The 23,058-nt window shown below is 62.2% G+C and carries 19 protein-coding genes and 3 tRNA genes; 6 read left to right on the top strand and 16 right to left on the bottom strand.

Annotated elements, in window-relative coordinates:
* Window positions 1-4: 4 nt before the first annotated feature.
* Both tsf and rpsB read right to left on the bottom strand, forming a co-directional pair.
* Window positions 5-841, bottom strand: coding sequence for a translation elongation factor Ts (tsf, locus tag LDN75_RS07405; RefSeq protein ID WP_223936496.1), 837 nt, complete (start codon window positions 839-841; stop codon window positions 5-7).
* Window positions 842-962: 121 nt separating this feature from the next.
* On the bottom strand, window positions 963-1,811 hold the full coding sequence (gene rpsB / locus LDN75_RS07400; RefSeq protein ID WP_223936495.1) for a 30S ribosomal protein S2: 849 nt from the start codon (window positions 1,809-1,811) through the stop codon (window positions 963-965).
* Window positions 1,812-2,220: 409 nt separating this feature from the next.
* Here rpsB and LDN75_RS07395 point away from each other — a divergent pair, with 409 nt between their 5' ends.
* Entirely contained in the window at window positions 2,221-2,715 is a 495-nt protein-coding gene (locus tag LDN75_RS07395) for a M23 family metallopeptidase (RefSeq protein ID WP_223936494.1), read from the top strand.
* 21 nt (window positions 2,716-2,736) lie between these two features.
* On the opposite strand, the gene LDN75_RS07390 is transcribed toward LDN75_RS07395, so the two are convergent.
* The 6 genes from LDN75_RS07390 to LDN75_RS07365 all read right to left on the bottom strand — a co-directional run bounded on the left by LDN75_RS07390 (window position 2,737) and on the right by LDN75_RS07365 (window position 8,022).
* Window positions 2,737-3,927, bottom strand: coding sequence for an acyl-CoA dehydrogenase family protein (locus LDN75_RS07390; protein WP_223936493.1), 1,191 nt, complete (start codon window positions 3,925-3,927; stop codon window positions 2,737-2,739).
* Between the two features lie 192 nt (window positions 3,928-4,119).
* A tRNA-Ile gene (locus LDN75_RS07385) sits at window positions 4,120-4,193 on the bottom strand.
* A gap of 84 nt (window positions 4,194-4,277) precedes the next feature.
* Window positions 4,278-5,474, bottom strand: a complete 1,197-nt coding sequence (locus LDN75_RS07380; RefSeq protein ID WP_223936492.1) for a glycosyltransferase — start codon at window positions 5,472-5,474, stop codon at window positions 4,278-4,280.
* A 122-nt stretch (window positions 5,475-5,596) separates the two neighbouring features.
* Window positions 5,597-6,502 (bottom strand): DMT family transporter, encoded by a 906-nt coding sequence (locus LDN75_RS07375; protein WP_223936491.1) that lies wholly within the window; start codon window positions 6,500-6,502, stop codon window positions 5,597-5,599.
* Window positions 6,502-7,125: a CDP-alcohol phosphatidyltransferase family protein gene (locus LDN75_RS07370; protein ID WP_223936490.1), complete on the bottom strand. Its 624-nt coding sequence runs from the start codon at window positions 7,123-7,125 to the stop codon at window positions 6,502-6,504. The genes LDN75_RS07375 and LDN75_RS07370 overlap by 1 nt, the downstream gene beginning before the upstream one ends.
* A gap of 48 nt (window positions 7,126-7,173) precedes the next feature.
* Window positions 7,174-8,022, bottom strand: a complete 849-nt coding sequence (locus tag LDN75_RS07365; protein ID WP_223936489.1) for a phage holin family protein — start codon at window positions 8,020-8,022, stop codon at window positions 7,174-7,176.
* A gap of 176 nt (window positions 8,023-8,198) precedes the next feature.
* On the opposite strand from LDN75_RS07365, the gene LDN75_RS07360 reads away from it, so the two are divergent.
* The 5 genes from LDN75_RS07360 to LDN75_RS07340 all read left to right on the top strand — a co-directional run bounded on the left by LDN75_RS07360 (window position 8,199) and on the right by LDN75_RS07340 (window position 14,018).
* The gene (locus LDN75_RS07360) at window positions 8,199-9,428 is read left to right on the top strand and encodes a multidrug effflux MFS transporter (protein WP_223937517.1); all 1,230 of its coding nucleotides are present in this window, start codon (window positions 8,199-8,201) and stop codon (window positions 9,426-9,428) included.
* Window positions 9,429-9,483: 55 nt separating this feature from the next.
* Window positions 9,484-9,663 (top strand): glycine zipper domain-containing protein, encoded by a 180-nt coding sequence (locus LDN75_RS07355; protein ID WP_223936488.1) that lies wholly within the window; start codon window positions 9,484-9,486, stop codon window positions 9,661-9,663.
* Between the two features lie 97 nt (window positions 9,664-9,760).
* Complete coding sequence (locus LDN75_RS07350; protein WP_223936487.1) at window positions 9,761-12,262, top strand: DUF2156 domain-containing protein; 2,502 nt, start codon at window positions 9,761-9,763, stop codon at window positions 12,260-12,262.
* A 22-nt stretch (window positions 12,263-12,284) separates the two neighbouring features.
* Window positions 12,285-13,568, top strand: coding sequence for an alpha/beta hydrolase-fold protein (locus LDN75_RS07345; RefSeq protein ID WP_223936486.1), 1,284 nt, complete (start codon window positions 12,285-12,287; stop codon window positions 13,566-13,568).
* A gap of 42 nt (window positions 13,569-13,610) precedes the next feature.
* Window positions 13,611-14,018: a hypothetical protein gene (locus LDN75_RS07340; RefSeq protein ID WP_223936485.1), complete on the top strand. Its 408-nt coding sequence runs from the start codon at window positions 13,611-13,613 to the stop codon at window positions 14,016-14,018.
* A 46-nt stretch (window positions 14,019-14,064) separates the two neighbouring features.
* Here the strand turns inward: LDN75_RS07340 and LDN75_RS07335 are convergent.
* From LDN75_RS07335 to LDN75_RS07300, 8 genes are all read right to left on the bottom strand, one after another.
* Window positions 14,065-14,137: transfer RNA gene (locus LDN75_RS07335), tRNA-Asn, on the bottom strand.
* A 115-nt stretch (window positions 14,138-14,252) separates the two neighbouring features.
* Window positions 14,253-14,325, bottom strand: a tRNA-Asn gene (locus LDN75_RS07330).
* Between the two features lie 86 nt (window positions 14,326-14,411).
* A complete protein-coding gene (gene dnaG, locus LDN75_RS07325; protein ID WP_223936484.1) occupies window positions 14,412-16,298 on the bottom strand; it encodes a DNA primase in 1,887 nt (628 codons plus the stop codon).
* Window positions 16,299-16,336: 38 nt separating this feature from the next.
* Window positions 16,337-17,653, bottom strand: coding sequence for a deoxyguanosinetriphosphate triphosphohydrolase (locus LDN75_RS07320; RefSeq protein WP_223936483.1), 1,317 nt, complete (start codon window positions 17,651-17,653; stop codon window positions 16,337-16,339).
* 64 nt (window positions 17,654-17,717) lie between these two features.
* A complete protein-coding gene (gene dusB, locus LDN75_RS07315) occupies window positions 17,718-18,899 on the bottom strand; it encodes a tRNA dihydrouridine synthase DusB (RefSeq protein WP_223936482.1) in 1,182 nt (393 codons plus the stop codon).
* 75 nt (window positions 18,900-18,974) lie between these two features.
* Window positions 18,975-20,450, bottom strand: coding sequence for a YibE/F family protein (locus LDN75_RS07310; protein WP_223936481.1), 1,476 nt, complete (start codon window positions 20,448-20,450; stop codon window positions 18,975-18,977).
* A gap of 54 nt (window positions 20,451-20,504) precedes the next feature.
* Window positions 20,505-21,878: an FAD-binding oxidoreductase gene (locus LDN75_RS07305; RefSeq protein WP_223936480.1), complete on the bottom strand. Its 1,374-nt coding sequence runs from the start codon at window positions 21,876-21,878 to the stop codon at window positions 20,505-20,507.
* Between the two features lie 215 nt (window positions 21,879-22,093).
* Window positions 22,094-23,056: a GNAT family N-acetyltransferase gene (locus LDN75_RS07300; RefSeq protein WP_223936479.1), complete on the bottom strand. Its 963-nt coding sequence runs from the start codon at window positions 23,054-23,056 to the stop codon at window positions 22,094-22,096.
* Window positions 23,057-23,058: the final 2 nt, after the last annotated feature.

The following is a 23,058-nucleotide window of genomic DNA, read 5'->3' as shown; positions in this document are numbered from 1 at the left end:
CTTACTAGTTTCCGACGCGGAAACGGGTTACTGCGGTTGCCTTGACTCCGGCTTCCTCGAGGACCTGTGCAACAGTCTTCTTGGAATCCTTGGCGAATGCCTGGTCAACCAGAACTTCGCCCTTGTAGAAGCCCGTCACGCGGCCTTCAACAATCTTGGAGAGAGCGGCTTCGGGCTTGCCTTCAGCCTTGGCAGTCTCTTCAGCGATGCGGCGCTCGGACTCGACGAGTTCGGCCGGGACGTCTTCGCGGGTCAGGTAGTTCGGAGCCATGGCTGCAACGTGGACGGCGATGTCGTGTGCGGCGGTGGCAGCGGCTTCGCCTTCACCGTCAACAGCGAACAGAACGCCAACCTGTGCCGGAAGGTCCTTGGAGGTCTTGTGCAGGTAGGCGTCAACCGTGGTGCCCTCGACGCGGGAAATACGGCGGACAACAACCTTTTCGCCGAGGACAGCGCCCTCTTCGATGACGATCTCGGACAGCGGCTTGCCGTCGACCTCGGTGGCGAGCAGGGTTTCGAGATCGGCAGCGCCGGACTCGACAGCAACGTTGAGGACCTTGTCAGCCAACTGGATGAACTTGTCAGCCTTGGCGACGAAGTCGGTCTCGCAGTTGACCTCGATCATTACGCCCACGCCGCCGGTGACCTTGGCAGCAACCAGGCCCTCTGCGGTGGAGCGGCCTTCGCGCTTGGTAGCGCCCTTGAGGCCCTTGATGCGGATGATCTCGATGGCCTTCTCGGCGTCACCGTTGGCCTCGTCAAGAGCCTTCTTGACGTCCATCATGCCGGCGCCGGTGCGCTCGCGCAGGGCCTTGATGTCAGCAGCAGTGTAGTTCGCCATGTGAACCCCTCTGTCTAGAAAGTTGTGTGTTTACGGACTGACAGGACGGCAGCCCACCGCGTGAGCCGCCATCCTGTCAGTTACCCCCGCTGCCGTTTCCGGCCTCAGGGAAGGTCCAGATTTACTTGGCTGCTTCGGCTTCGCCGGATGCAGCTTCAGTAGCGGGAGCTTCAGCAGCCTCGGCGGCCGGAGCTTCTTCAGCCTTGCTGCCCTCAAGGAGTTCGCGCTCCCACTCGGCCAGCGGCTCTTCCGGAGCCTCGGTGGTGCCGGTGGCGCGCTGGTTGCGGGCGATGAGGCCCTCAGCTACGGCGTCAGCAACAACGCGGGTGAGCAGGTTGACGGAGCGGATGGCGTCGTCGTTGCCCGGGATCGGGAAGTCGACTTCGTCGGGGTCGCAGTTGGTGTCCAGGATGGCAACAACCGGGATGTTCAGCTTCTTGGCTTCGTCGACAGCAAGGTGTTCCTTCTTGGTGTCAACAACCCACAGAACAGACGGGGCCTTGGTCAGGTTGCGGATACCACCGAGGTTGGACTCAAGCTTGGTGAGTTCGCGCTTGAGGAGCAGGAGCTCCTTCTTGGTGTAACCGGAGCCGGCGACGTCCTCGAAGTTGATCTCTTCGAGTTCCTTCATGCGCTGGATACGCTTGGCGACGGTCTGGAAGTTGGTGAGCATACCGCCCAACCAACGCTGGTTGACGTACGGCTGGCCAACGCGGGTAGCCTGCTCGGCAATTGCTTCCTGAGCCTGCTTCTTGGTGCCGACGAACAGGACGGTGCCGCCGTGGGCGACAGTAGCCTTGACGAACTCGTAGGCGCGGTCGATGTAGGACAGCGACTGCTGGAGGTCGATGATGTAGATGCCGTTGCGCTCCGTGAAGATGAAGCGCTTCATCTTCGGGTTCCAACGACGGGTCTGGTGTCCAAAGTGGACGCCGCTGTCAAGCAGCTGGCGCATAGTTACGACGGGCATGCCGACGCTCCTTCCGGCAGGTCATTCATGAGAGAGCCCATGGGGCTGCTCTTACCCTGCCAATAGTTGACGGTTGTTTAGCCTTTGCCCGGACGGGCGCGGCTCCTGGCATCCATTGCACTTCTCATCCGGAGTGGGGCCAAAAGGCTCAACCGGACCGCAAGAGGCACAATCCTCCGCAGCCTAAAGCCAAGAGGCTTCGCTGGTGAAGGGCTGGATACGCGTAGTCAGCTCGGGACCCTCACATATCTGAATGAGACATGCTCCTGAATTAGCTTGAGGGCACAGCAAACTGCTCCACCAAGTGTACTACAGCAGCACCAGTCGTTTGACCGGCCGAACGGGGACGTTATCCACATAGGACAGCCCGGGGATGGCCCTGCAGAGATGCAACGGAAAGCCTTGGCACATGGCCATTTTGAAGCTTTCCATTTCCCTGCTCGTCCTCGCCGCGACTGTGGCTGGAATCCCCGGCGCAGCCGCTCCTACAGGGGCGCGGTGGAGCTGGCCCCTCTCCCCCAAGCCCGGCGTCCTTCGGACGTTCGATCCGCCGGACAAGCCGTGGCTCAGCGGGCACCGCGGCGTAGACCTGGGGCCAGCGTTCGACGGCGCTTTGGTCGCCTCGCCTGCCGACGGCGTGGTGACCTTTGCCGGCGTCGTTGTTGACCGTCCGGTTCTCACGATCGATCATGGCGACGGCCTCCGGAGCAGCTTTGAACCCGTGACGAGTGAGCTGAAGCCCGGGGATTCCGTACATAAGGGCCAGCCCATTGGCTCCCTGGCGCCGGGGCACTGCGGCGGAACACCCTGCCTTCATTGGGGCGTCCGCCGCGGCGAGGACTACGTCAACCCCTTGGGATTCGTGGAAGACCTGAGACCATCCATCCTGCTGCCTTCGGACTAGTCCCCACCGCCAAAGGACCAGCTAGACGATCGCGGACACGCCGGTGATGGCGCGCCCGGTCACCAGGGTGTTGATCTCGTGGGTGCCTTCATAGGAGTAGATGGCCTCGGCGTCGGAGAAGATCTTGGCCATTTCATAATCCGTGACAATGCCGTTGCCGCCCAGGATGCCGCGGCCAAGGGCAACACTTTCACGCATGCGTGCGGTAGTGAATGCCTTCGCCAATGCCGACTGCTCGTCCTTTGCGGCACCCGCATCCTCAAGCTGCGCCAAACGGACCATCATGCCCATTGAAGCCACTACATTGCCCAGGATCTGAACCAACTGGTTCTGGACCAGCTGGAAGGCCGCCAAGGGCCTGCCAAACTGCCGGCGCTCCACTGCATAGGCCCGGGCCACATCAAAGGCGGCCAGCTGAAGCCCTACGGCTTGCCAGGCGACGGCAAGGCGGGTGACCTTGAGCACCTTGTTGGTATCGCGGAAGCTGTTGGCATTGGCCAGCTTGAAGAAGTCCGGCACCACAACATTGTCCAGGGTGATGTCAGCGTTCTGGACAGTACGCAGGGAGATTTTGTTCTCGATCTTGCTTGCCGAGTATCCGGGGAGCGAGGTGTCCACGAGGAATGCCTTGACCTGGTTGTCGGCCACATCCCGCGCGTAGATGACCACCCATTGGGAGAACGTGGCGTTGCCGATCCAGCGCTTTGCGCCATTGAGGATCCAGCTGTCCCCGTCACGCTGTGCGGTGGTCCGGGTTCCACCGGCCACATCTGAACCACCCAGGGGCTCGGTCAGGCCGAAGGCGCCGATCTTCTTCAGGGAGTAAATATCCGGAAGCCAGGCATCCTTCTGCTCCTGGGAGGCCAAGGCCTCGATAGAGCCCGTGAACAGGCCGTCATGCACTCCCATGAACGTGGCGATCGATGCATCGGCACGGGTCACTTCAGCATGGAGGATGCCCGCAAACAGATTGGAGTAACCCTGCCGGCGCACCGGACTGACCAGATCGAGTTCCGCGAGCTTGGGAATGAGGTCCATTGGGAATTCGGCGCGGTTCCAGCAGTCCACGGCGATGGGCTTGACCTCGCGGGCCAGGAACTGGCGAACCTCGGCCAGGCGATCCTGCTCCTTGCCCGTCAGCAATTGCTCAAAGGCGTAAAAGTCACCATCGGCATAAGGGAGGTTGTTGGCATCGAATGCAGCGTTGGACATATGCGCTCCTTCAAGGATGGCGGCCACCTGCCACCACGTCATGACCCCGGAAGTTACCGGCGAGTAGAAAGTTACTGATGAGTAACATACCGCACGCCGGTGGTGTACCGCAATGAAGGCGAGGGTGGGACCGGAAACGCAAAGGAGCCGCGGCTAACGTCTGAAACGTCAACCACGGCTCCCGTGTAAATGTAGGGCTACTCGGACTTGAACCGAGGACCTTAGGATTATGAGTCCCGCGCTCTAACCAGCTGAGCTATAGCCCCGTGATGCCCGTCCGGCCGCTGAAGAAGCAGCAGTAGGGGCACATGCACTCTAGCAATACTAATAGCTGCGTGAGAGTGCTTTTGTCACACCACCTTGTCCTCGTACGAAGCACCCCGGTAGAGGTCCTCGAACGTCTGGAGTGTCCCGTTGATGCTGTGGGGCTCCACCATTTCGCGGCTCACCTTGCCCATGGCCTTAAGTTGGTCCTCGGGAAGCTCCACCAGCTTGGTAATCTTCGCTGCGAGCTCTGTGCTGTCGTTCGGCGTGAACAGGTATCCGTTTTCGCCGTCGCGGACCAAGTGCGGGAGCGCCATGGCATTTGCCAACAGCACCGGCGTGGAGGCCGACATGGCTTCGAGCGTCACCAACGATTGAAGTTCAGCCGTGCCGGGCATGCAGAAAATATCGGCCTTGATGTAGGCCTCGCGCAGCTCTTCATCGCTTGCCAGTCCAAGGAACTTCACCCGATCCCCCAAGCCAAGCTTGGCCACCTGTGCCTCCAAGGCCGGGCGGACTTCGCCGCCGCCAACGATCTCCAAGTGGATGTTGAGTTCACGCGGGGTCTTGGCCACAGCGTCGATCAGTATATTGACGTGCTTCTCTTCCGCAAGCCGTCCCGCGAAAAGAACAGTGGGGTTGGCGTGGGGTTCAATCGTCTCGCCCGGCTTCAGCTCATAGGCGGCAGCGTCAATGCCGTTGGACAGGGGCAGGACCTTCCGGAGGAACGCGTGCTGGTGCATGGCCTTGGCCGCCAGAGGGGTAGGTGTTGTGACGACGTCCGCCTGGCCCATCACCTTGCCCATATCCTTCCAGGAGATACGGCCCACGATGTCCTTGAACCACTGCGGGAAAGGCAGGAACGGGTTCAGGTTTTCAGGCATGAAGTGGTTGGTGGCAACAACCCTGATGCCACGCTTTACAGCTTCATAAAGTACGTGCTCGCCAATCATGTAATGGCTTTGAATGTGCACCACGTCCGGTTGGACCCTGTCGAACAGGAGGGTGATTTCCTTCTTGATTTCCCAAGGGAAGCAGATGCGGAAGTATTCGTGGGTGAACACTCCATGCGAGCGGAGGCGGTGCACCGTGGCCTCGTCACGGAACTCCGTGTAGCTCTTGCCTGTGTCCGGACGGCAGGCCAACACGTGCACGTTGTGTCCGCGCGCGGTCATTCCCTTGGCCAGGCGATAGCCGAACTGCGCAGCACCGTTCAAATGCGGCGGGTAGGTATCCGCCGCGATCAGGATAGTAAGGGGTTTGTTGGTGTCGGGAATGGTCACGTGGAGAACTCCTGATGGTCACGGTGCGGAACAGCGTTGCACGGGTCAATGCTGTGGTGTCGCCGGGTTGCCGGACCGCTGCGAAGCGGTGGCGCAAGTTAAAGCGATGGTAAAGCCCTGCCCTAGGCCTTCCGGCTTGCAGCCGCCTTCGCGTCCTTCTTACGCTTGGTGACTTCCGGATGGTGGCGGCTCAAGGCAATAACCCCCACGATAGCAAGGGAAGCTGCGGCGGCCATGCCGATTGCCATCACAGCGTGGACATCGGGACGAAGCTCACCAAGGATGACGATGCCGATGGCGATGCCTACCATGGGGTCCACGACGGTGAGTCCGGCGATGACCAAATCGGGTGGGCCACCTGAATAGGCGCTCTGGACAAACCACGATCCCAGGCCGCCGGCCGCCACGATTGCAATGAGCGTGTACCACTGCACATTGAACAGGAACAGGCCGTTGGGATCCAGCAGGTGCTTGCCGATGATCCGGGTCAGGACGGCCACGAAGCCAAACAGCACACCCGCGCCCACGATGTACACGAAGGCGCTCATGCGGTGTTTGAACAGCACCGCAAGGGTGCCGAAAAGACCCACGGCCAGAGCCAGGAGCAGCACGATTGTCAGTTCGTCTTCGGCGTTAACGTGGTGGTTTTCCTGCGTGACATTAACAGCCAGGAGCACGAACAAGGCGGACCCGGTGACACACGCGCTGATGGCCACCACGGTGGCACGGTTGATGCTCAGGCCTTGGTCCTTGGCATTGACCACCGTGGTGATGACCAGCGCGATCGCACCAATTGGTTGCACCACAGTCAAGGGTGCTGATACGAGGGCGATAGCGTTCATCACCATGCCAAGGCATAACAGCAAAAGCCCAAGCATCCATCGTGGATTGCGCAGAAGCCGCAGGAACCCGTTGGAACTCAAGGCCAGGCCTCCGGTATCGGCCTTGACCGCGCTCCCCTGGCGTTGGGCGCCAATGGCAAGGAAAAAGGCACCAAGTACGGCAAGGAAAACCGCCAGCCAGACCATCAGCCGTGTCCGCCGTCGTTGGCCCGCAGTTCCTTGCCCTTACGCAAGATGGCCCAGTAATAGTTGTAGGCCGCAATCCAGTGGCCCAGCAGTCCAAGGCCGAGGAACACCCAAGCCGCGGCGAAGTAGGCGTCCGTGTAGGGTATCGGTAATTTGGAAAGAACCAGCAACGGCGTGCCCACCAGCAGGAGCCCTGTGCGGATCTTGCCGATGATGCTGACAGGAAGGTCCGGATGGCTTCGGAAGTAGATCAGCGAGGCAATAGCCAGAATGGCGTCCGGCACCACCAGCGCCGCCAGGTACCACCACTGCACGACGCCGGCAATCGCCAAAGTGACTGCCACGGCTATGAGCGCCGCCCGGTCCGCCAGAGGGTCCAGTATCCTGCCCAGCTTGGAGGTTTGGTCGAAGCGGCGGGCGATATACCCATCCACCCAGTCCGTGCTGCCCATGATGACCAGCACGAGCACAGCAAAGCCGTACTCCTTCTGCCACAGGACCAGCCACACAAAAAGTGGGACGCCCATGAAGCGGAGAACGGTGAGCACGTTGGGAACAGTAAAGATGAGGTCGTGGTCCACTTGGGGACGGCCCGGGTGCGATCCTGCGCCGATAAACCTCATGGTGTCCCCCTTCCTCTACTCCAGTGTGTGCGGTACCGCGGCAGGCTGCTACTTCTTCAGCAGCTTTCGCAGGGCAACCACGAAGACCGCGGCAGCGGCGGCAAAGGCCACGAGGTCCTTCCACCGGGAAGCGAGGCGTCCAGTGAAGTCCTCGGGGACGGCGTCGCCCAGGCCAGCGAACTTCGCTGAAGCAAAGTCCCTTCCTTCCTGGAACTTCACAGTGGCGGTGTCCAGCAAAGCCTGGCTCTGTTTCTTGACGTCCAACTGTTCGCCAAGCTCGTCTCGGACGCCGGTGAGGTGTTCGCGCCGCTTGTCCAGGCGCCGGCGGAGTTCTGCCTCGGTGGGTGCCTTGACGGCGTCCGCTTCCTTGGCTGCTTCCTTGGCAGCCTTTTCTGCTTTCGCCTTTTCAGCGGCTGCTTCCTTAGCTGCCTTCGCCGCCTTGGCAGCGGGCGAATTGGGATCGAGAATGGACTCGTCGAAGGCCGAGCCTTCCTTCATAATTCCCAGATCATGTTTGAGGCCACGGATGGTGTCCTCGGGGACCAAGGGCATGGCCTTCTTGAACTTGGCAACGCCGATCAAGGCCCCGAGTGCAATGATCACGAGGAAGACCGCGGCAACAATCAGCGCCGCGAGCCAACCAGGCATGATGGTTGCCAAACCTAGAATCGCGGCCACGACCAGCGCGATCACAAGGAGGGACATAAAAACAAGGGCCACGCCGAAGAACGCGCCGGCCACGCCAACCTGGGTGGCCTTGCGCTTGAGTTCGACCTTTGCCAAGGCGATTTCGTCGTTGAGTTGCCTGGGAGCCAAACGGGCAACGAGCTTGAGGGTCTTCGGCAAAGTACGGATGGCTGGTCTCGTGCTGGTCCGGCCGGTGTGACGTCCACTCATTGGGTTCCGCCTAACTGCTTCCTCTGGGCATCGTGTCGGGCGAACGCGGCCGGAGAAAGATCGCCGCGGGCACCTGTCCTCAAAACTATCATTCAGGTTCCGGCTCAACTTTCGCCGATGGCACCGCGGCGCGCCTGACGTAGCTGCATAAATATGATGTGACGGCCATAGGATAGATAATCGTGACCAATCCCATAGCTCCGGGCGATTCCCTGAGCCGACGCGAAAAGCTTGTTTACATTGTCCTTCTGGGTGCCCTGACCGCTTTGGGGCCCTTCACCGTGGATCTCTACCTGCCTGCGTTCCCTGCGCTGGAGGAGAGTTTTGGTGTCTCAGCCACGGCGATCCAGCTGACTTTGACCGGTACTACCGTTGGGTTTGGCCTTGGCCAGTTGGTGGTTGGTCCCTTCAGCGACAAGTTTGGCCGCCGCCTGCCGTTGATCCTCGCCACGGCCCTCCATATCGGGTCATCGGTGGGCGCAGCGTTGGCTACGGACATCGGGCTGCTCTCCCTCTTCCGCGTGCTCATGGGTATCGGCGCCGCGGGCGGCGGCGTTGTCGCGATGGCAATGGTCCGTGACCTCTTCCACGGCTATTCGATGGTCCGCATGTTCTCCCGGATGTCCCTGGTCAACGGGCTGGCCCCAATCCTTGCCCCCATCATCGGTTCCCAGTTGTTGCTGGTGTTCCCATGGCCCGGCATCTTCTACTTCCTGGCCAGCTACGGCACGCTGGTGATCCTGGCCGCGATTTTCTTCATTCGCGAAACCCTCCCAGCGGAACGGCGTGGGAAAAACACGGTCACGGTAAGGCAGCGCTACAAGACGGTACTGACGGACCGGATCTTTGTGGGCATGTTGATGGTGGGCAGCCTTAACTTCGGCGGCCTGTTCGCCTACCTCTCCGCCTCCACCTTCCTGTTCCAGAACATTTATGAATTCTCGCCCCAGGAGTACGGCATCCTTTTCGGCATCAATTCGCTGGGCATCGTGGCGGGGGTCCAGATCAGCTCGAGGTTGATCCGGCGCGTGGCTCCGCAGTGGATCGTCGCAGGAGCCACGGTGTTTATGCTGCTCATGGCTGCCCTGATCATCGTGCTCGATCTCTTCCACGTGGGTCTGTGGGGCATCCTGGTTCCACTGTGGTTCTACATCTGCGCCACAGGCTTCATGTTCCCCTGCGTCCAGGTCCTCTCCCTGGCGAACCACGGAGCCCAAGCGGGTACGGCGGCCTCGCTTCTGGGCGCAGCGCAATTCATGATGGCAGGCATTGTCCCGCCGGTGGTTGGCTGGCTGGGTGTCAGCTCGGCGGTCCCCATGGGTGCCGTCCAGGCTGTCTGTATCACTGGAGCGATTGCGGCATTGTGGCTGGTGGTCCGCCCGTGGACAGTCCCCTCAATCCATTAGGCCCCTCAATCCATTAGTTCGGCATTTCACTTGAACCCGACCGTAGGCTGTGACCATGACCAAGAAACCGCACCGCAACGGTAGGGGCCTTTTCCTCGGGGCCGTGCTTGGCGCCGTCGTCGGGGCACTGTTGGGCCGCCTCGCCGGGAGTGCACTGTTCGGGGCGGTTCTTGGCGCCGTCATCGGAGCCGCTTTGCTGTACCGGGTGAACCCCGGCCCCTGGAACCGGGAGTAACGCAGACCACCAAAGACCCTCCCCTTCGGGCGCGTGGCAGGGCAGAATGGTGGCCAGCCGGGGGTTACCCCCGCTTCGCCGGTGAAGGGGACATCACATGAGTGCGGCTGTGGGATATAGGGGCACTGTTCGCGGCCTGGCGACCGCACGGCGGCTACCCCTGACTTTGGGACTAGTGCTGTTCATTTGGGTTGTGGGCGCAGTTTCCGGGAGCCTTCTCGCCGGCCCGAACGAGACACTTCTGGAACAGGTCGGCCTGGGTTTGGCACTGGATCCGGGCCCGGCATGGTCAATGTTCACGTCATCCTTCTTTGCAACATCCTTGCTCGACTACCTGGCCTGCACTGTGATGGTCCTGCTGGGCGTGGGTATCGCCGAGCGGACCATTGGTCCTTGGCTGGCACTTGCAGCATTTGTCTTCGGTTCTGCCCTGAGCGCCGTGGTGCTGATGGGGCTGGTTGCCTTTGGGACGGACAACAGCGACCAATGGCTGAGTTTCCTGGGTGGCGAATATGTTGTGGGCGCTTACGGTGGTGCCGCCGCTGCGTTGGGATGTTCGACGGCGGCACTTGAGGCATTGTGGCGTCGCCGCCTTCGGACCTGGTTGCTGGCCGCCACGCTCATGTTCGCGTTGTTTGTAGGGGTCGCCCAAACACTCCAGGCCCTTGCTGGCGCTGTCATCGGCATTGTGGCTGGCTGGGCCGTCCAGGCTCTGGTACTGCGGCGCCGTGCAGGCTCCCTTCATTCTTCGAGTCTTCGTGAGACCCGGTTCCTGGTGGGCACAGTGGTGGGTGTGTTCGCCCTTGGCCCCTTGCTCACGCAGTTAACGGGCACTTTGGAGGTCGGGCCGCTGTCTGTGGTGTCCGAAGTAATGCTCCAAGCAAGCCCCAGCGTGGATGAAGTACAGGAAGCCTGCGATAACGACAAGAGCTGCGTCACCCTGCAGAGCGTGGTGGGCGTGCAGAGTTTTGGCGCAACCATCCTGACACTGATCCCTGTGCTCTTGCTGCTGGTCTGTGCTGAAGGGCTGCGCCGCGGGCGTCGCCTCGCCTATCGGCTGACCCTCGTCATCCAGCTGTACCTGGCGTTCGTGACGATCCTGGCAATCGTGCAGTACGTGACGGATCCGGAAGTGACCCTTGGAAATGACGACATCGGTTACCTGTTGCTCTATGCCGTTCCAGCTGTCCTGGCGCCCCTGATCATCGCGGTCCTGCTGCTGGTTAACCGCCACAAATTCCGCGTGGAATCCAGCGACGCCGGATACCGGGTACTGGGCAGGACAACCCTCATCATGGCTGCTGTAGCGGTGGCCCTGTACGTGGTCTTCTGGTTCGTGGAGGGCAACCCGGCCCGCTCATCGCTGTGGGACCTGGCAGGCCAACTGACCCACATCCTTGTCCCCTTCCCTGTTCCGTTCGTCGTTGAACTGCCGCAGGGACTGCTGAGCACTGTTCTCTACGGACTGGGTGGGGACGTCATCTGGCTCTGCATCCTGTTGATGGTGCTGAACAATTTCCAGCGGTTCCGGATGTTGGCAAATGACCCTGCCGCGGATCTGGGACACACCCGCGAATTGCTTCACAATGGCGGCGGCAGCCTGTCCTGGATGGCCTTATGGGACAACAACCAATACTGGTTCACCCCGGACAGAAGGGCAGGCCTTGCCTATCAGGTGCACAACGGAGTGGCCCTGACTGTGGCGGGTCCGTTCGGGGCCCGCGAGCACCACACAGAGGCCGCAACAGGCTTCCTGGCCCATTGCGCGGCCCTGGGCCTCACACCGTGCTTCTATTCGGCCACAGCGGAGCTTGACGAGGCCCTCCTACCCCGCGGCTTCCGCAAACTGGAGGTAGCGGAAGAAACCCTGCTGAATATCCAGGCCATGACGTTCAAGGGCAAGGAATGGCAGAACGTCAGGACCGCCTTGAACAGGGCTGAGAAGCTGTCCATCAAGGACTACTGGTACCACTATGCGCAGATGCCGCCCGGGATCCGGGCACAACTGGCAGAGATCTCGGAGGAGTGGGTGGCGGACAAGGCCCTCCCCGAGATGGGGTTCACGTTGGGCGGACTCGATGAACTGAAGGATCCCGAAGTCATGTGTTGCGTGGCAGTGGATGACGACGGCCTGGTCCATGGCGTAACAAGCTGGCTACCGGTTTTCACAGATGGCGTGGTATCGGGTTGGACGTTGGATTTCATGCGCCGCCGAACCACCGGGTTCAAAGGAGTCATGGAATTCCTGATCGCCTCTGCCGTGAATCACTTCAAGGACGACGTTCCCCGGATCTCGCTGTCAGGGTCCCCGCTGGCCAACGCCGGAGCCGGGACGGGCGATGGTGACGACCACAGCGCTTTGGACCGGGTCCTGGCCGTGCTGGGCAATGCGCTGGAGCCCATGTACGGCTTCAAGTCGCTGGCAGCTTTCAAGTCGAGATTCCAGCCCGAGCACCGCACCCTGTACATGTATTACCGGGACCCGTTGGCGTTGCCGTCCATTGGTCTTGCCGTTGGCTCCGCGTACTTGCCGGGGCTCTCCCCCTCACAGAGCGCCGGTTTGCTGCGGCAAATGGTGGCCCGGGAGCCCGCCGCGTGACCGCCGGACAAACGCGGCAGCCATGAAAGGCCTCCTGGAAATCGAGATCAGCGGCCCGGTGGTCATGACGATAGCCGTCGTCATCGGCGTCGGGCTGTTCCTGTTGCTGTTCCTCAGGCCGTCATCGCGCTGGATCATCACCGCGGTGGTTGGCATTGTGGTGACAGCGGTGCTGGGCTGGTTTACGGTCTGGATCGTAGAGGATGTCCTGGACGTCTTCCACGTGGGCCTGACACCTCGCGTGTGGTTCTGGGTGATCACCGGCTTTGCTGCCCTTGGATTGGCGGTGGTCAGTTTTCGCCACAGTCCGCGATGGCGGAAGGTGGCGGCGGCACTATCCATCCCGGTATTCCTCCTGGTCACTGCGCTTGGCGTCAACATGGAGTTTGGCCTCAACAAGACGCTTGGTTCAGCGCTGGGAATTTCCACCGAGGAAGCCATCCAGCTGAGCAAGCCGGACCCGGACGCTCCCCTCCCGGCCGGGCCGCTCTGGCAGAACTGGAAACCGCCCGCAAACATGCCAACCAAGGGCGAGGTGGGAACGCAGGTCATTCCAGCCTCCGCCTCGGGTTTCAATGCCCGCCCTGCCGGGATCTACCTGCCGCCTGCGGCCCTTACGGAGAACCCTCCACGTTTGCCGTTGTTTGTCCTCATGATGGGCCAGCCGGGGCTTCCGGACCCCCAGTACGTTTCGTCCGCATTGGACGAATTTGCCGTGAAGAACAACGGCCTGGCACCCATCGCGATCGTGGCCGACCAGATCGGACCTGAGCAAGACGACACCCTGTGCCTGGACACAGCCAAGTACGGAAACGTGGAAAAGTACATCAACGTTGACGTGGTGAACTGGGCCAAAGCGAACCTGAACATCCTCCCGGACCGCGACCATTGGAGCATTGCCGGATACTCGAACGGTGGGCAGTGCGCCATCTCCTTCGCCCTCAAATACCCCACCTTGTGGGGCAACGTGGTGGATATCTCCGGCGAGGAGTTCCCCGGCGCGGAGGACCCCGCGGGCAACCTGGCCGAGATCTTTGGCGGCAACCAGGCAGCGTATGACGCCCAGAAGCCCATCAACATCATGAAGGGCAAACACTTTCCTGATACCACTGCCGTTTTCACCGTGGGCTCGGATGACGTGACATATGTGGCAGCTGCAAAGGCTGTCTCGGCAGCGGCGCGTGCTTCCGGCATGACGGTGACGTACTACGAGGTGCCAAATGGCGGACACGTGGGCATCGCGTTGAACGCTGGCCTGGCCAAGGGCTTCGAGGTGCTGTATCCGAGACTTGGCTTGTCCCCATAGGCAGCCCTGTTCCCGGCCCGTCCCCGGCGATAAAGTTGAGATGTGCCACATTGGCAAGAGCTGCAGCCGCTTCCGGCACCTTGGCAGCGACGGGATGAACGCATCCTGCCGTTGTGGTGGGACCGGCTGTGCTCCGTGACCAGTCCCCAATCTGCGGCCCTCTATGCTGCCGGCCTCTTCACCGATGATCGCCGCCGGCCCATCGCCCAGTGGTACAACCCCGAGGTGGACGCCGCCTTGCTGGTTGCCCCGGAGACCTCACCTGAGTGGCCCGTCCAGCGGTTTGGAATTTTCTATGCACCGCCGGGTGGTGGATTCAGCCGCGTCTACTCCGCTCCCCACGAGTGGCATCCGAGGGAACCCCGCACGCCTCCCACTGAACAGGAAGCCTTCCTGGCCGCAGTGGCGGAAGCAGCCCGCTTCCTTCAGGTGGAGATGGATTTCGTGTAAAAAAATGGACCCCGCACCAGTGTGAAACCGATGCGGGGCCCTTGCGCTCCTCCGACTGGACTTGAACCAGTAACCCTTCGATTAACAGTCGAATGCTCTGCCAATTGAGCTACGGAGGAATGAAGCGGTTATGACTTTAGCAAAGGTTTTAGGCGAATGCGAATCGGGCGGAGATACCCCCTGGGGGTATAAAAATACCCCCGTTCCGAGACACCGGAACGGGGGTATTGTGCGCTCCTCCGACTGGACTTGAACCAGTAACCCTTCGATTAACAGTCGAATGCTCTGCCAATTGAGCTACGGAGGAATGAAGCGGTTACTAGCTTAACAGGGCCCCGCCGGAAAACGAAATCGAGCGCCGGGCCTGCGTCCGGGGGCCATCAGCAGGGAACGTCAGGAGTCCGAACGGAGAGCGCGGCGCTGCATTTCCAGCACCATCAGTTCGCGGTTCAGGCGCTGGAATTCCTCCGGAAATGCAGTTGCGTCAAGGCGCTGCAGCTGGCCCATCTTGTCAGCTTTGATGCGCGTGATCTGCAGTTCGAAAAGCCTCGCCAAAATGTCCCGGCAATACCGTTGCATGGCCTCCGGAGTACTGGCCGGCAAGGGAGTGACGGCCAGCTCGGAAACCAAGGGCCGCAAGGGCTCCGGAACTTCCTGCCGGATGTGCTCCACCCATGCCACCGGATCAGCCGCGTGTGCCAGCCCTGTGGCACGTACGGCTGCATGCACCGCCGCATATGCCGGCGTAGCAAAATGGGAAGCCTCGAAACGCTCCCAGGCACCGTCACCCAGGACTGAGGGCTCCTGCAGGACGACTTCCAGCGCTTGGCGCTCCATCCCTGCCACGGGGTCCCGCGGGTCGGGACGATTGAACACCTGGCCGTTCGACGGCGGGGCTGCCGGCGTCGTCGTGGGTTGTTCCGTAGCGCCGGGCGCACTACCGCCGGAAGCCGCGCGCTTGGCTGCCGCCCCAACGTAGCGGCTGACTTCCTCAATAGGCATGCCCAACCAGCCAGCGAGTTCGCGCGTATAGGCGGGCCGGATGCCGGAGTCGCGGATTTGCGCCACAACGGGCGCGGCTTCCCGCAACGCCGCGACGCGACCTTCCACGGTGTCCAGGTTGTGCCTCCGGAGCGATGCCCGGATGGCGAACTCGAACAGGGGCTTCCTGCTATCGATGAGTTCACGTACTGCGGCGTCGCCCTTGAGTTGCCGAAGATCACACGGATCAGCGCCAGTGGGCTCTACTGCGACGTACGTTTGCGCGACAAATCGCTGGTCCTCCTCGAAGGCGCGGAGGGCGGCCTTCTGGCCGGCAGCGTCTCCGTCGAAGGTGAAGACCACTTCTCCCCCGGTGCCGTCGTCCGAAAGCAGGCGCCGGGCGATCTTGATGTGTTCGGTGCCGAACGCCGTCCCGCAGGTGGCCACCGCCGTCGTGACTCCGGCCAAGTGGCAGGCCATGACGTCCGTGTACCCCTCAACCACCACCAACTGCCGGACCTTGGCGATGTTCCGCTTGGCGATGTCGATCCCGTAGAGGACCTGGGACTTCTTGTAGAGCGTGGTTTCGGGGGTGTTCAGGTACTTTGGGCCCTGGTCGTCCTCGTAGAGCTTGCGGGCGCCGAAGCCGATGGTGTCGCCCGCGATGTCCCGGATGGGCCAGATCAGCCGGCCACGGAAACGGTCGTAGATACCCCGGTTTCCTTCGGAAAACATGCCTGTAAGCCTCAGTTCAGCGTCGGTAAACCCACGGCCGCGCAGGTGCTTGAGGAGTGCGTCCCAGCCCTGCGGTGCATAGCCCACACCGAAGTGCTCGGCGGCCGCGCGGTCAAAGCCCCTGCCGTCGAGGAAGTTCCGGCCCTCGGCGGCACCGGGAGTCAGCAGTTGGGCGCGGAAGAATTCGTCCGCGATTTTGTGGGCGTCCAGCAGGCGCTGCCGCTTGCCCACTTCTTCGCGGCTTGGGCCCGTGCCGCCGTCCTCATAACGGAGTTCATAGCCGATCCTGGCAGCGAGCTTTTCGACTGCCTCATGGAAGGAGCTGTGGTCCATTTTCTGGACGAAGGAGATGGCATCCCCGTCCTCGCCGCAGCCAAAGCAGTGGTACCTGCCCACCTGCGGGCGGACTGTGAAGGATGGTGAGCGTTCGTCGTGGAAGGGGCACAGGCCCTTGAAACTTCCCAGGCCGGCGCTCTTGAGCGTGACGTAACCGTCAACGACTTCCTTGATATCCGTGCGCTGGCGTACTTCGTCGATATCTTCACGTTTGATCAAGCCAGCCACGTGACCATCCTAGTCGCTCAGGGAGGCCATGATAGCCGCTACCAGAGCGACGGCAGGCTCCCCACCAGGCGCTCGTACATGGCTAACGCAGACCCATCCGTCAGCGACGCCACCTGGTCAATCACTACCCGCAGACGCGCACCGTCGTCGGCCGCGTCACGCCAGTCAGCAGCGAACATCGGCTCAAGGTGGCGGTCACCTGTGGCGTTCAGGACGCCCACCAGGGCATGCAGCACTTCGCGCTGGCGTTCGTACACGGGCTGGCGGTGGTCCGTGGAAATGACGAACGTAGTAGCCAGGCCCTTGAGGACGGCGATCTCCGTCACAGTGTCCTCCGGGACCATCAGTTCCGCGCCGTAGCGGGTCAGGTTGGCAGGGCCAAAATGGTCCCTGGTGGTTTCCATGGCGCTTTGGCAGAACCGGCCGATGAGCTGGCTGGTCATGTCCTTCAGCGCAGCCATGGACTTTCGGCTGCCGTCGGCCTCGCGGACCCACACCTTGGTGGCCTCAAGCCGGGCAAGGGCAGCATCGATGTCAGCAGGATCGTTGTGCGGGAGGTACCACTGCTTGGTGTAGCCCACCACGCGGGCGCGGTGGTCCGGATTTTCCATCCACTTCAATTGGAAATGGCCAGCAACGATCGCGTCCTCAACGTCATGGACCGAGTAGGAAATATCGTCCGCAAGGTCCATCACCTGGGCCTCAATGCAGGAGCGGTTGCCCGGAGCGCCCTCCCGTAGCCACTCGAACACGGGAAGATCGTCCTCATATGCACCAAACTTGCTGGTGCGGTGGCCATGGATGACGGGGGCGTCGACGGCGGACCACGGGTACTTGGACGCGGCATCCAGGCTGGCGCGGGTCAGGTTGAGCCCGGCGGGCCTGCCGTCCTCGGCAAGGACTTTCGGTTCAAGGCGCGTCAACAACCTCAGTGTTTGCGCGTTGCCCTCGAAGCCGCCAATAGTATGTGCCACTTCGTTCAGGGCTGACTCACCGTTGTGGCCGAACGGTGGATGGCCGAGATCGTGGCTCAGGCACGCGGTATCCACGACGTCCGGGTCGCAGCCCAGCGAACGGCCAAGCTCACGGCCCACCTGGGCAACCTCGAGGCTGTGCGTCAGCCGGGTGCGAACGAAATCGTCCGTGTCCGGAGCAACAACCTGCGTTTTGGCACCCAGCCGCCGCAAGGCCGAGGAATGGAGCACCCGTGCCCGGTCGCGTTCAAAGTCGGAGCGGTAGTTGGTCTTTCGCGGCTCTTCCACCCACCGCGCAGAATCCGCTTCGGTGTAGCCCGGAATGGCCAGCACGTAGTCGTGCGGCGTTCCAGTGCGGCCCAGCATCGCTTCGGTTCCCATGGGTATCTGCCTCCTTCAAGCGCCGTTGTGTGGTGCCTCTTGAGCCAGTCTTACACGTGTGAAGCTAGCCTCCTGACACGTCCAGCTCTGCTGCGGAGATTTCGGCACTCTGTTCCGCGTTCAGCTGACGGCTCATGAGCCAGTCCTTGGGCAGGGCGGGCTTCTTAGGAGAACCGGCACGGCCTCGCGGCCCCTCGGAATCGATGCCCGGATAGGGCAAGTCCGTGTCCAGCTCTCCAAGGAGTTCACGAAGGACCTCGAGCGTGGGCACGGTGGCAAGTTTGGCGCGAAGCTCCCCACCCACCACATAACCCTTGAAGTACCAGGCCATGTGCTTGCGAATTTCCCGGAGTGCCTTGTATTCGTCGTTACCGAAGGTTTCCACCATGAGTTCCGCATGCCGGTAGACGCCCTCGGCAACTTCCCGCAGGCCCGGACGGTGGCGCTGGTCGCTGCCTTCGAACGCTGCTTGGAGATCACCGAACAACCACGGACGGCCCTGGCAGCCACGGCCCACAACGACGCCGTCCACACCGGTTTCCCGAACCATGCGGACCGCGTCCTCCGCCGACCAGATATCGCCATTGCCCAGCACCGGAATGTCGGGCAAGGCCTCACGAAGGCGGGCGATGGCGGACCAGTCTGCCTGGCCGGAGTAGAACTGCGCAGCCGTCCGACCGTGGAGGGCGACGGCGGCCACGCCGGAATCGCGGGCGATGCGGCCGGCGTCGAGGTACGTCAGGTGATCCTCGTCAATGCCCTTGCGCATCTTGATGGTGAGCGGGATGCCGCCCTTGGAGGCTTCCTTCACCGCGGTCTGCACGATGGCCGTAAAAAGATCGATCTTCCACGGCAGCGCGGAACCGCCGCCGCGGCGGGTGACCTTGGGCACCGGGCAGCCGAAGTTGAGGTCGATGTGGTCAGCGCGGTCTTCCTCGACGAGCATGCGGACTGCTGCGCCGACGGTTACGGGGTCAACACCGTAGAGCTGCACGGAACGGACTTTCTCGTCCTCATCATGGGAGATGATGCGCAACGATTCCGGAGTCCGTTCCACCAGCGCACGCGAGGTCACCATCTCGGCCACGTACAGGCCACCACCATATTCACGGCAGAGCCTGCGGAAGGCGGAGTTGGTAATGCCCGCCATGGGGGCAAGGATCACGGGAGTGTCCACGGTGATCCCACCGAGCTGCAAAGGCGGAAGCTCAAGCTTTGGGGCAGGGGGCGTTGCTACTACAGTCACCCATCCATTGTCGCAAATCGGGGCAAATCGACCGTTGGGAGCCCCCTGCGGCGCAGTTAACCCTGCTTCGGCGCGCTACGGCGCCGGGTCTGCCCTGTCGCCGCGCCGCTCCGCTTCCCTCTTGGCACGGCGGCTCCCCGGCCGCGCAGGCCGGGCTCCGCCGTCGAGCGTTTCCTCGCGGTCAGAACCGACGACGGCGGCCGCAGCGGCGAGCGCACCAGTGTCCTCGACGTCGTCCGGGTCGACGGAGCGTGCCGCCAGTGTGGCACTCTTCACGCCTGTCGCCTTGACCACGAGCACGGCAATCAGCGTAGTAACGGGAATGGCCAACACCAGGCCGATGGAGCCCACCAGTGTCCGGATGACTTCTTCGGACAACTCCGCGCTGGTCAGGGCCTCGGCGAGTGGGCGGTCGTAAAGCATCACGATGATGAGGATCGGAAGGGCCGCGCCAGCGTACGCGAAGGCGATGGTGTAAACGGTGGAAGCGATGTGGTCGCGGCCAATCCGCATCGCCGAGGAAAACAGCTTGCGGGCGCTGGTATTCGGGGCCAGTTCGTAGAGCTCCCAAACGGCCGAGGATTGTGTAATGGTGACGTCGTTGAGAACACCGAGGCCTGAGATGATGAGGCCGCACAGGATGATGCCGGAGATGGAAATCTTGTCCGACATATTTATCAGCGTCGCGGCGTCGTGGTCGCCTACGCCCGCAAGGTTGGCAGCGTCGGTTGCCCATGCCGCCAACAGCGCCGTAATGCCCAGGCCGAAGATGGTCCCCAACAGGGCCGTGGAGGTCCTTGCCGAGAATCCATGGGCGAAGTACAGGACCCCGATCATGATCACAGTGGAACCAACCAAAGCCAGCATGAGTGGCGGCTTCCCCTCCACAAGTCCCGGCAGGATGAAGCTGACCAGCACTGCATAGGCACCCACCAAGCCAAGGAGCGCCCGGAAGCCGCGCCAGCGCGCCACGGCGATCACTACCACCGCATAGAGGATGGCCAGCAGGGCGATCGGCAGGCTCCGCACGAAATCCACGAAAACGTACGACGGCGAGCCGTTGCCTTGCGCTGCGCCTTGGACACCGGAGAGGTTCAGGTATCGGATGGAGTCCCCCACATCCACGCCATGGGACTTGGCGACGTCCGGGTTGATCACCACCTTGACGGGGCTCCCGCCCTTGTCCGGCTGGGTAAAGGCAAAGGTGCAGTCGGATCCGCCGGACTGGCCTTGAACTGTTTGGCCTGGGTCCGTTTGGCTGGTTCCCGTCTGCCCTTGCGTGGACTGCCCAGTTTGTGTGCAGCTTTCCTGCACCACACTCTGGATCTTTCCGGTGTCGAACGTGACTCCCGGGGCAGCCTGGTAGGGACTCGCGAACGAGATTCCCTCCCGGCTGCCCGAGGGCCACATGACCATCATGGCGATGACCGTGAGCACGCCAAGCGGTACCAGTACCGCAGCCAACAGCCAGTTGGCGCGCTTCCGGGACGCAATTGCCTGTGGCGTTGGCTCGGAACCTTCAGTGTGACCGTGGGAGTGTCCGTGACCCATCAGCAGCAAAACCTCATGGTTTCAACCCTAGCGGGGTCCCACCGAAACCCCGTCTCAGGCCGGCTTGATGTTCTGGTTCACGTGGAATAGGTTGCCGGGATCGTACTTGCGCTTGACCTCCACCAAACGATCCCAGTTGGGGCCGTAGTTCTCAGTGACCCGGTTCTGGTCTTCGGTGTCCATGAAGTTGATGTATCCACCAAGCGCCGAGTGCGGTGCAAGAGCCGCCGCATACTCCCGCGTCCAGGCGATGTTGGCTTCGTTGTCCGCGGGTTCCATCCACTGGGTGGCGATGACCGGCGCGAACTTCATGTTCCTGTGCGCAAACGCTGTGTCGCGGACATCAACGCGTGAGACGGCCCCGTCGATCGGGTAAATGTGCACAGCCGTATTGACGCTGGTGACCGTCGCGCCGTGTTTGGCGTGCGCTTGGATGGCGCCGTCACTGAGTTCGGGGAGGAAGTTCGCTTTCCAATATCCCTGCATGCCTTTCTGGTTGAGTGCGTCGAAGGCAACGTTCAGGGCTGGGTACGGCATGGGTGCTACAAGCGAGCCCGCCACGGGCGCGGCGTCCAAGAAGGGCTGCCACCGTGCTTCGCCTTCTCCCATGTCCCCCGTCCACATCCCCACAACCACACAGACAGGCTTGCCATGCCACTCTTCGGGAAGGAACGGAACTGGCGGCCCTTGGTGGAAGCCCAGGAAAGCGCCGAACTCTTCCGGCGCGTTCGCGATGTAATCGCGGTAGAACCGGGCAACGGTGTCCGTATGCTCTGCGCTGTACAAGATGACTCCCGCATGAACCATGTCAACGGGATGGAGTTTGAATTCGAACGAGGTCACCACGCCGAAGTTGCCCCCGCCACCCCGGAGCGCCCAGAACAGGTCCTCGTTCTGGTCCTCGCTGGCTACAAGGAACTTTCCATCCGCGGTGACGACATCGGCTGAAATGAGGTTGTCGCAGGAGAGACCGTACTTTCGGGCCAGGTAGCCTATTCCCCCGCCCAGGGTCAGTCCGGCAACTCCCGTGGACCCGACGATCCCACCCGTGGTCGCCAGCCCGAAGGCGTGCGTTGCATGGTTGAAGTCAGCCCACGTGGTTCCGCTTTCGGCCCGCGCAGTTGCGGTCTCCGGATCAACCCGGACCCCTGTACGGTTGACGAAGTCCAGGACCAAGGCATCGTCCCACGTTCCAAATCCAGGGGCACTGTGTCCGCCGCCCCTGATGGCCAGGGGCATGGAGTTCTCCCGGGCGAAGTTAACCCCCGCGATCACATCGGCCACTTGGGCCACCCGCACGATGCCCGCCGGACGTTTGTCCACCATGGCGTTGAAGACTGCCCGTGCCGAATCATAGTCAGGGTCTTCGGGAGTGATGAGCTGCCCACGCAGCTGATCCCGCAGCCCATCCAGGGCCGTTCCATTCATGTTGTTACCACCGATTCAGACGAGACCGGAGCTGTTCCACAGACGCCGCTTCCCTCCGAGTATGTTCGGCGCGTGGCTTACGTCGCCTTCCTACTCCTGCACCGTGGCCGCGTCAAGGGCATCTGCCAACATGGATCCGGGCAGGTCCTTAAACAGGATCCCGCCCTGCCCATCGGTGATGGTCAGGGCGGGATCCGGGGATGCAAGAACGGTGGTCAGTCGCTCACGATCAGGGTGTCAGCGCCACGTACATGGGCTTTGCCCGAATCCAGCAAGGGTGCCAGTACGCTGCGCAGGGCCGTCATCGATTCGTCCACTTCCAACAGCACGGGGTGCTGGTAGGCAATGAGCGCCAGGAGGTCCCTCACGGCAGCCTCTGCGTCGTCGTCGGACAGGTTCGGATCGTGACCGAGGAAGACGTCCGAAGGCTCTTCGGAGTTGCCTTGGGCGTAGCTGATGGCGAAGGCCTGGATCTTGCCTTTTCGGCTGGCGGGCACTCCGGCACCAAAGGCGCTTGCTTTCGGCGCACGCAGCACAATGGCTCCGTGGGCCCCGGCGAGATCGTGCAGGAAGAGCCGCTGCACTGTGGCAATGCTGAGCTCACCTGGGCTGTCCCAATGATGGACGGCTGAGTAGTAGCTGCCCACCACTTCGCTCAGTTCCACGGATCCGGTGGCGAGGTCCTCCACGCGTTCGGAGGCTGCTTCTTCAGAACCGTCGCCGAACCGCGGAAGCTTCAGCGGCTCCGGATCCACCACAACCAGCTGGGAACGCTGAATGGGTCCCAACCCTGCGGCTTCGGCGAAGGCGGCACCCGGCGTGCCCGGCTCCACTTTGCTGCGGAGCTTGGAAACGCCCGACGGCGAGTTCCCGGCTTCGCGGCGCAGCATCGTCAGCAGGGTGGCGCCTACGCCGTTGCGGCGATGGTCTTTGGCAACCTCGATGTAGGCCCAGAGGCGTTCCGGGTGCAGCGAAGCCTCGTGGACCACTCCGGCAGCAACTGGGATGCGAACGCCGTCAACGACGTCCTCGGCCACAATGCAACGGCGCCACGGCTGGTTGCTGGAAGGCGCCAGCGCGGCACGGAACTGCTCGGCTGGGAGCGTTTCCGGGCCGCCCCAGATTTCCAGGAGGGCGAGGTCGTCGCCTTCCTTCCACTCGCGGTATTCCAAAGCCACGA

It is taken from the genome of Arthrobacter sp. StoSoilB5 (genome assembly GCF_019977235.1).
Taxonomy (GTDB): Bacteria; Actinomycetota; Actinomycetes; order Actinomycetales; family Micrococcaceae; genus Arthrobacter.
Note: the sequence above shows the minus strand (reverse complement) of the source record. Positions and strands in the feature narration are given on the sequence as shown.

Excerpts from the sequence above, each read along its gene's own strand:
- tsf (WP_223936496.1), bottom strand. The coding sequence starts at position 841 with ATGGCGAACTACACTGCTGCTGACATCAAGGCCCTGCGCGAGCGCACC.
- rpsB (WP_223936495.1), bottom strand. The coding sequence starts at position 1,811 with ATGCCCGTCGTAACTATGCGCCAGCTGCTTGACAGCGGCGTCCACTTT.
- LDN75_RS07395 (WP_223936494.1), top strand. The coding sequence starts at position 2,221 with ATGGCCATTTTGAAGCTTTCCATTTCCCTGCTCGTCCTCGCCGCGACT.
- LDN75_RS07390 (WP_223936493.1), bottom strand. The coding sequence starts at position 3,927 with ATGTCCAACGCTGCATTCGATGCCAACAACCTCCCTTATGCCGATGGT.
- LDN75_RS07375 (WP_223936491.1), bottom strand. The coding sequence starts at position 6,502 with ATGGTCTGGCTGGCGGTTTTCCTTGCCGTACTTGGTGCCTTTTTCCTT.
- LDN75_RS07370 (WP_223936490.1), bottom strand. The coding sequence starts at position 7,125 with ATGAGGTTTATCGGCGCAGGATCGCACCCGGGCCGTCCCCAAGTGGAC.
- LDN75_RS07365 (WP_223936489.1), bottom strand. The coding sequence starts at position 8,022 with ATGAGTGGACGTCACACCGGCCGGACCAGCACGAGACCAGCCATCCGT.
- LDN75_RS07355 (WP_223936488.1), top strand. The coding sequence starts at position 9,484 with ATGACCAAGAAACCGCACCGCAACGGTAGGGGCCTTTTCCTCGGGGCC.
- LDN75_RS07350 (WP_223936487.1), top strand. The coding sequence starts at position 9,761 with ATGAGTGCGGCTGTGGGATATAGGGGCACTGTTCGCGGCCTGGCGACC.
- LDN75_RS07345 (WP_223936486.1), top strand. The coding sequence starts at position 12,285 with ATGAAAGGCCTCCTGGAAATCGAGATCAGCGGCCCGGTGGTCATGACG.
- LDN75_RS07320 (WP_223936483.1), bottom strand. The coding sequence starts at position 17,653 with ATGGGAACCGAAGCGATGCTGGGCCGCACTGGAACGCCGCACGACTAC.
- LDN75_RS07310 (WP_223936481.1), bottom strand. The coding sequence starts at position 20,450 with ATGGGTCACGGACACTCCCACGGTCACACTGAAGGTTCCGAGCCAACG.
- LDN75_RS07305 (WP_223936480.1), bottom strand. The coding sequence starts at position 21,878 with ATGAATGGAACGGCCCTGGATGGGCTGCGGGATCAGCTGCGTGGGCAG.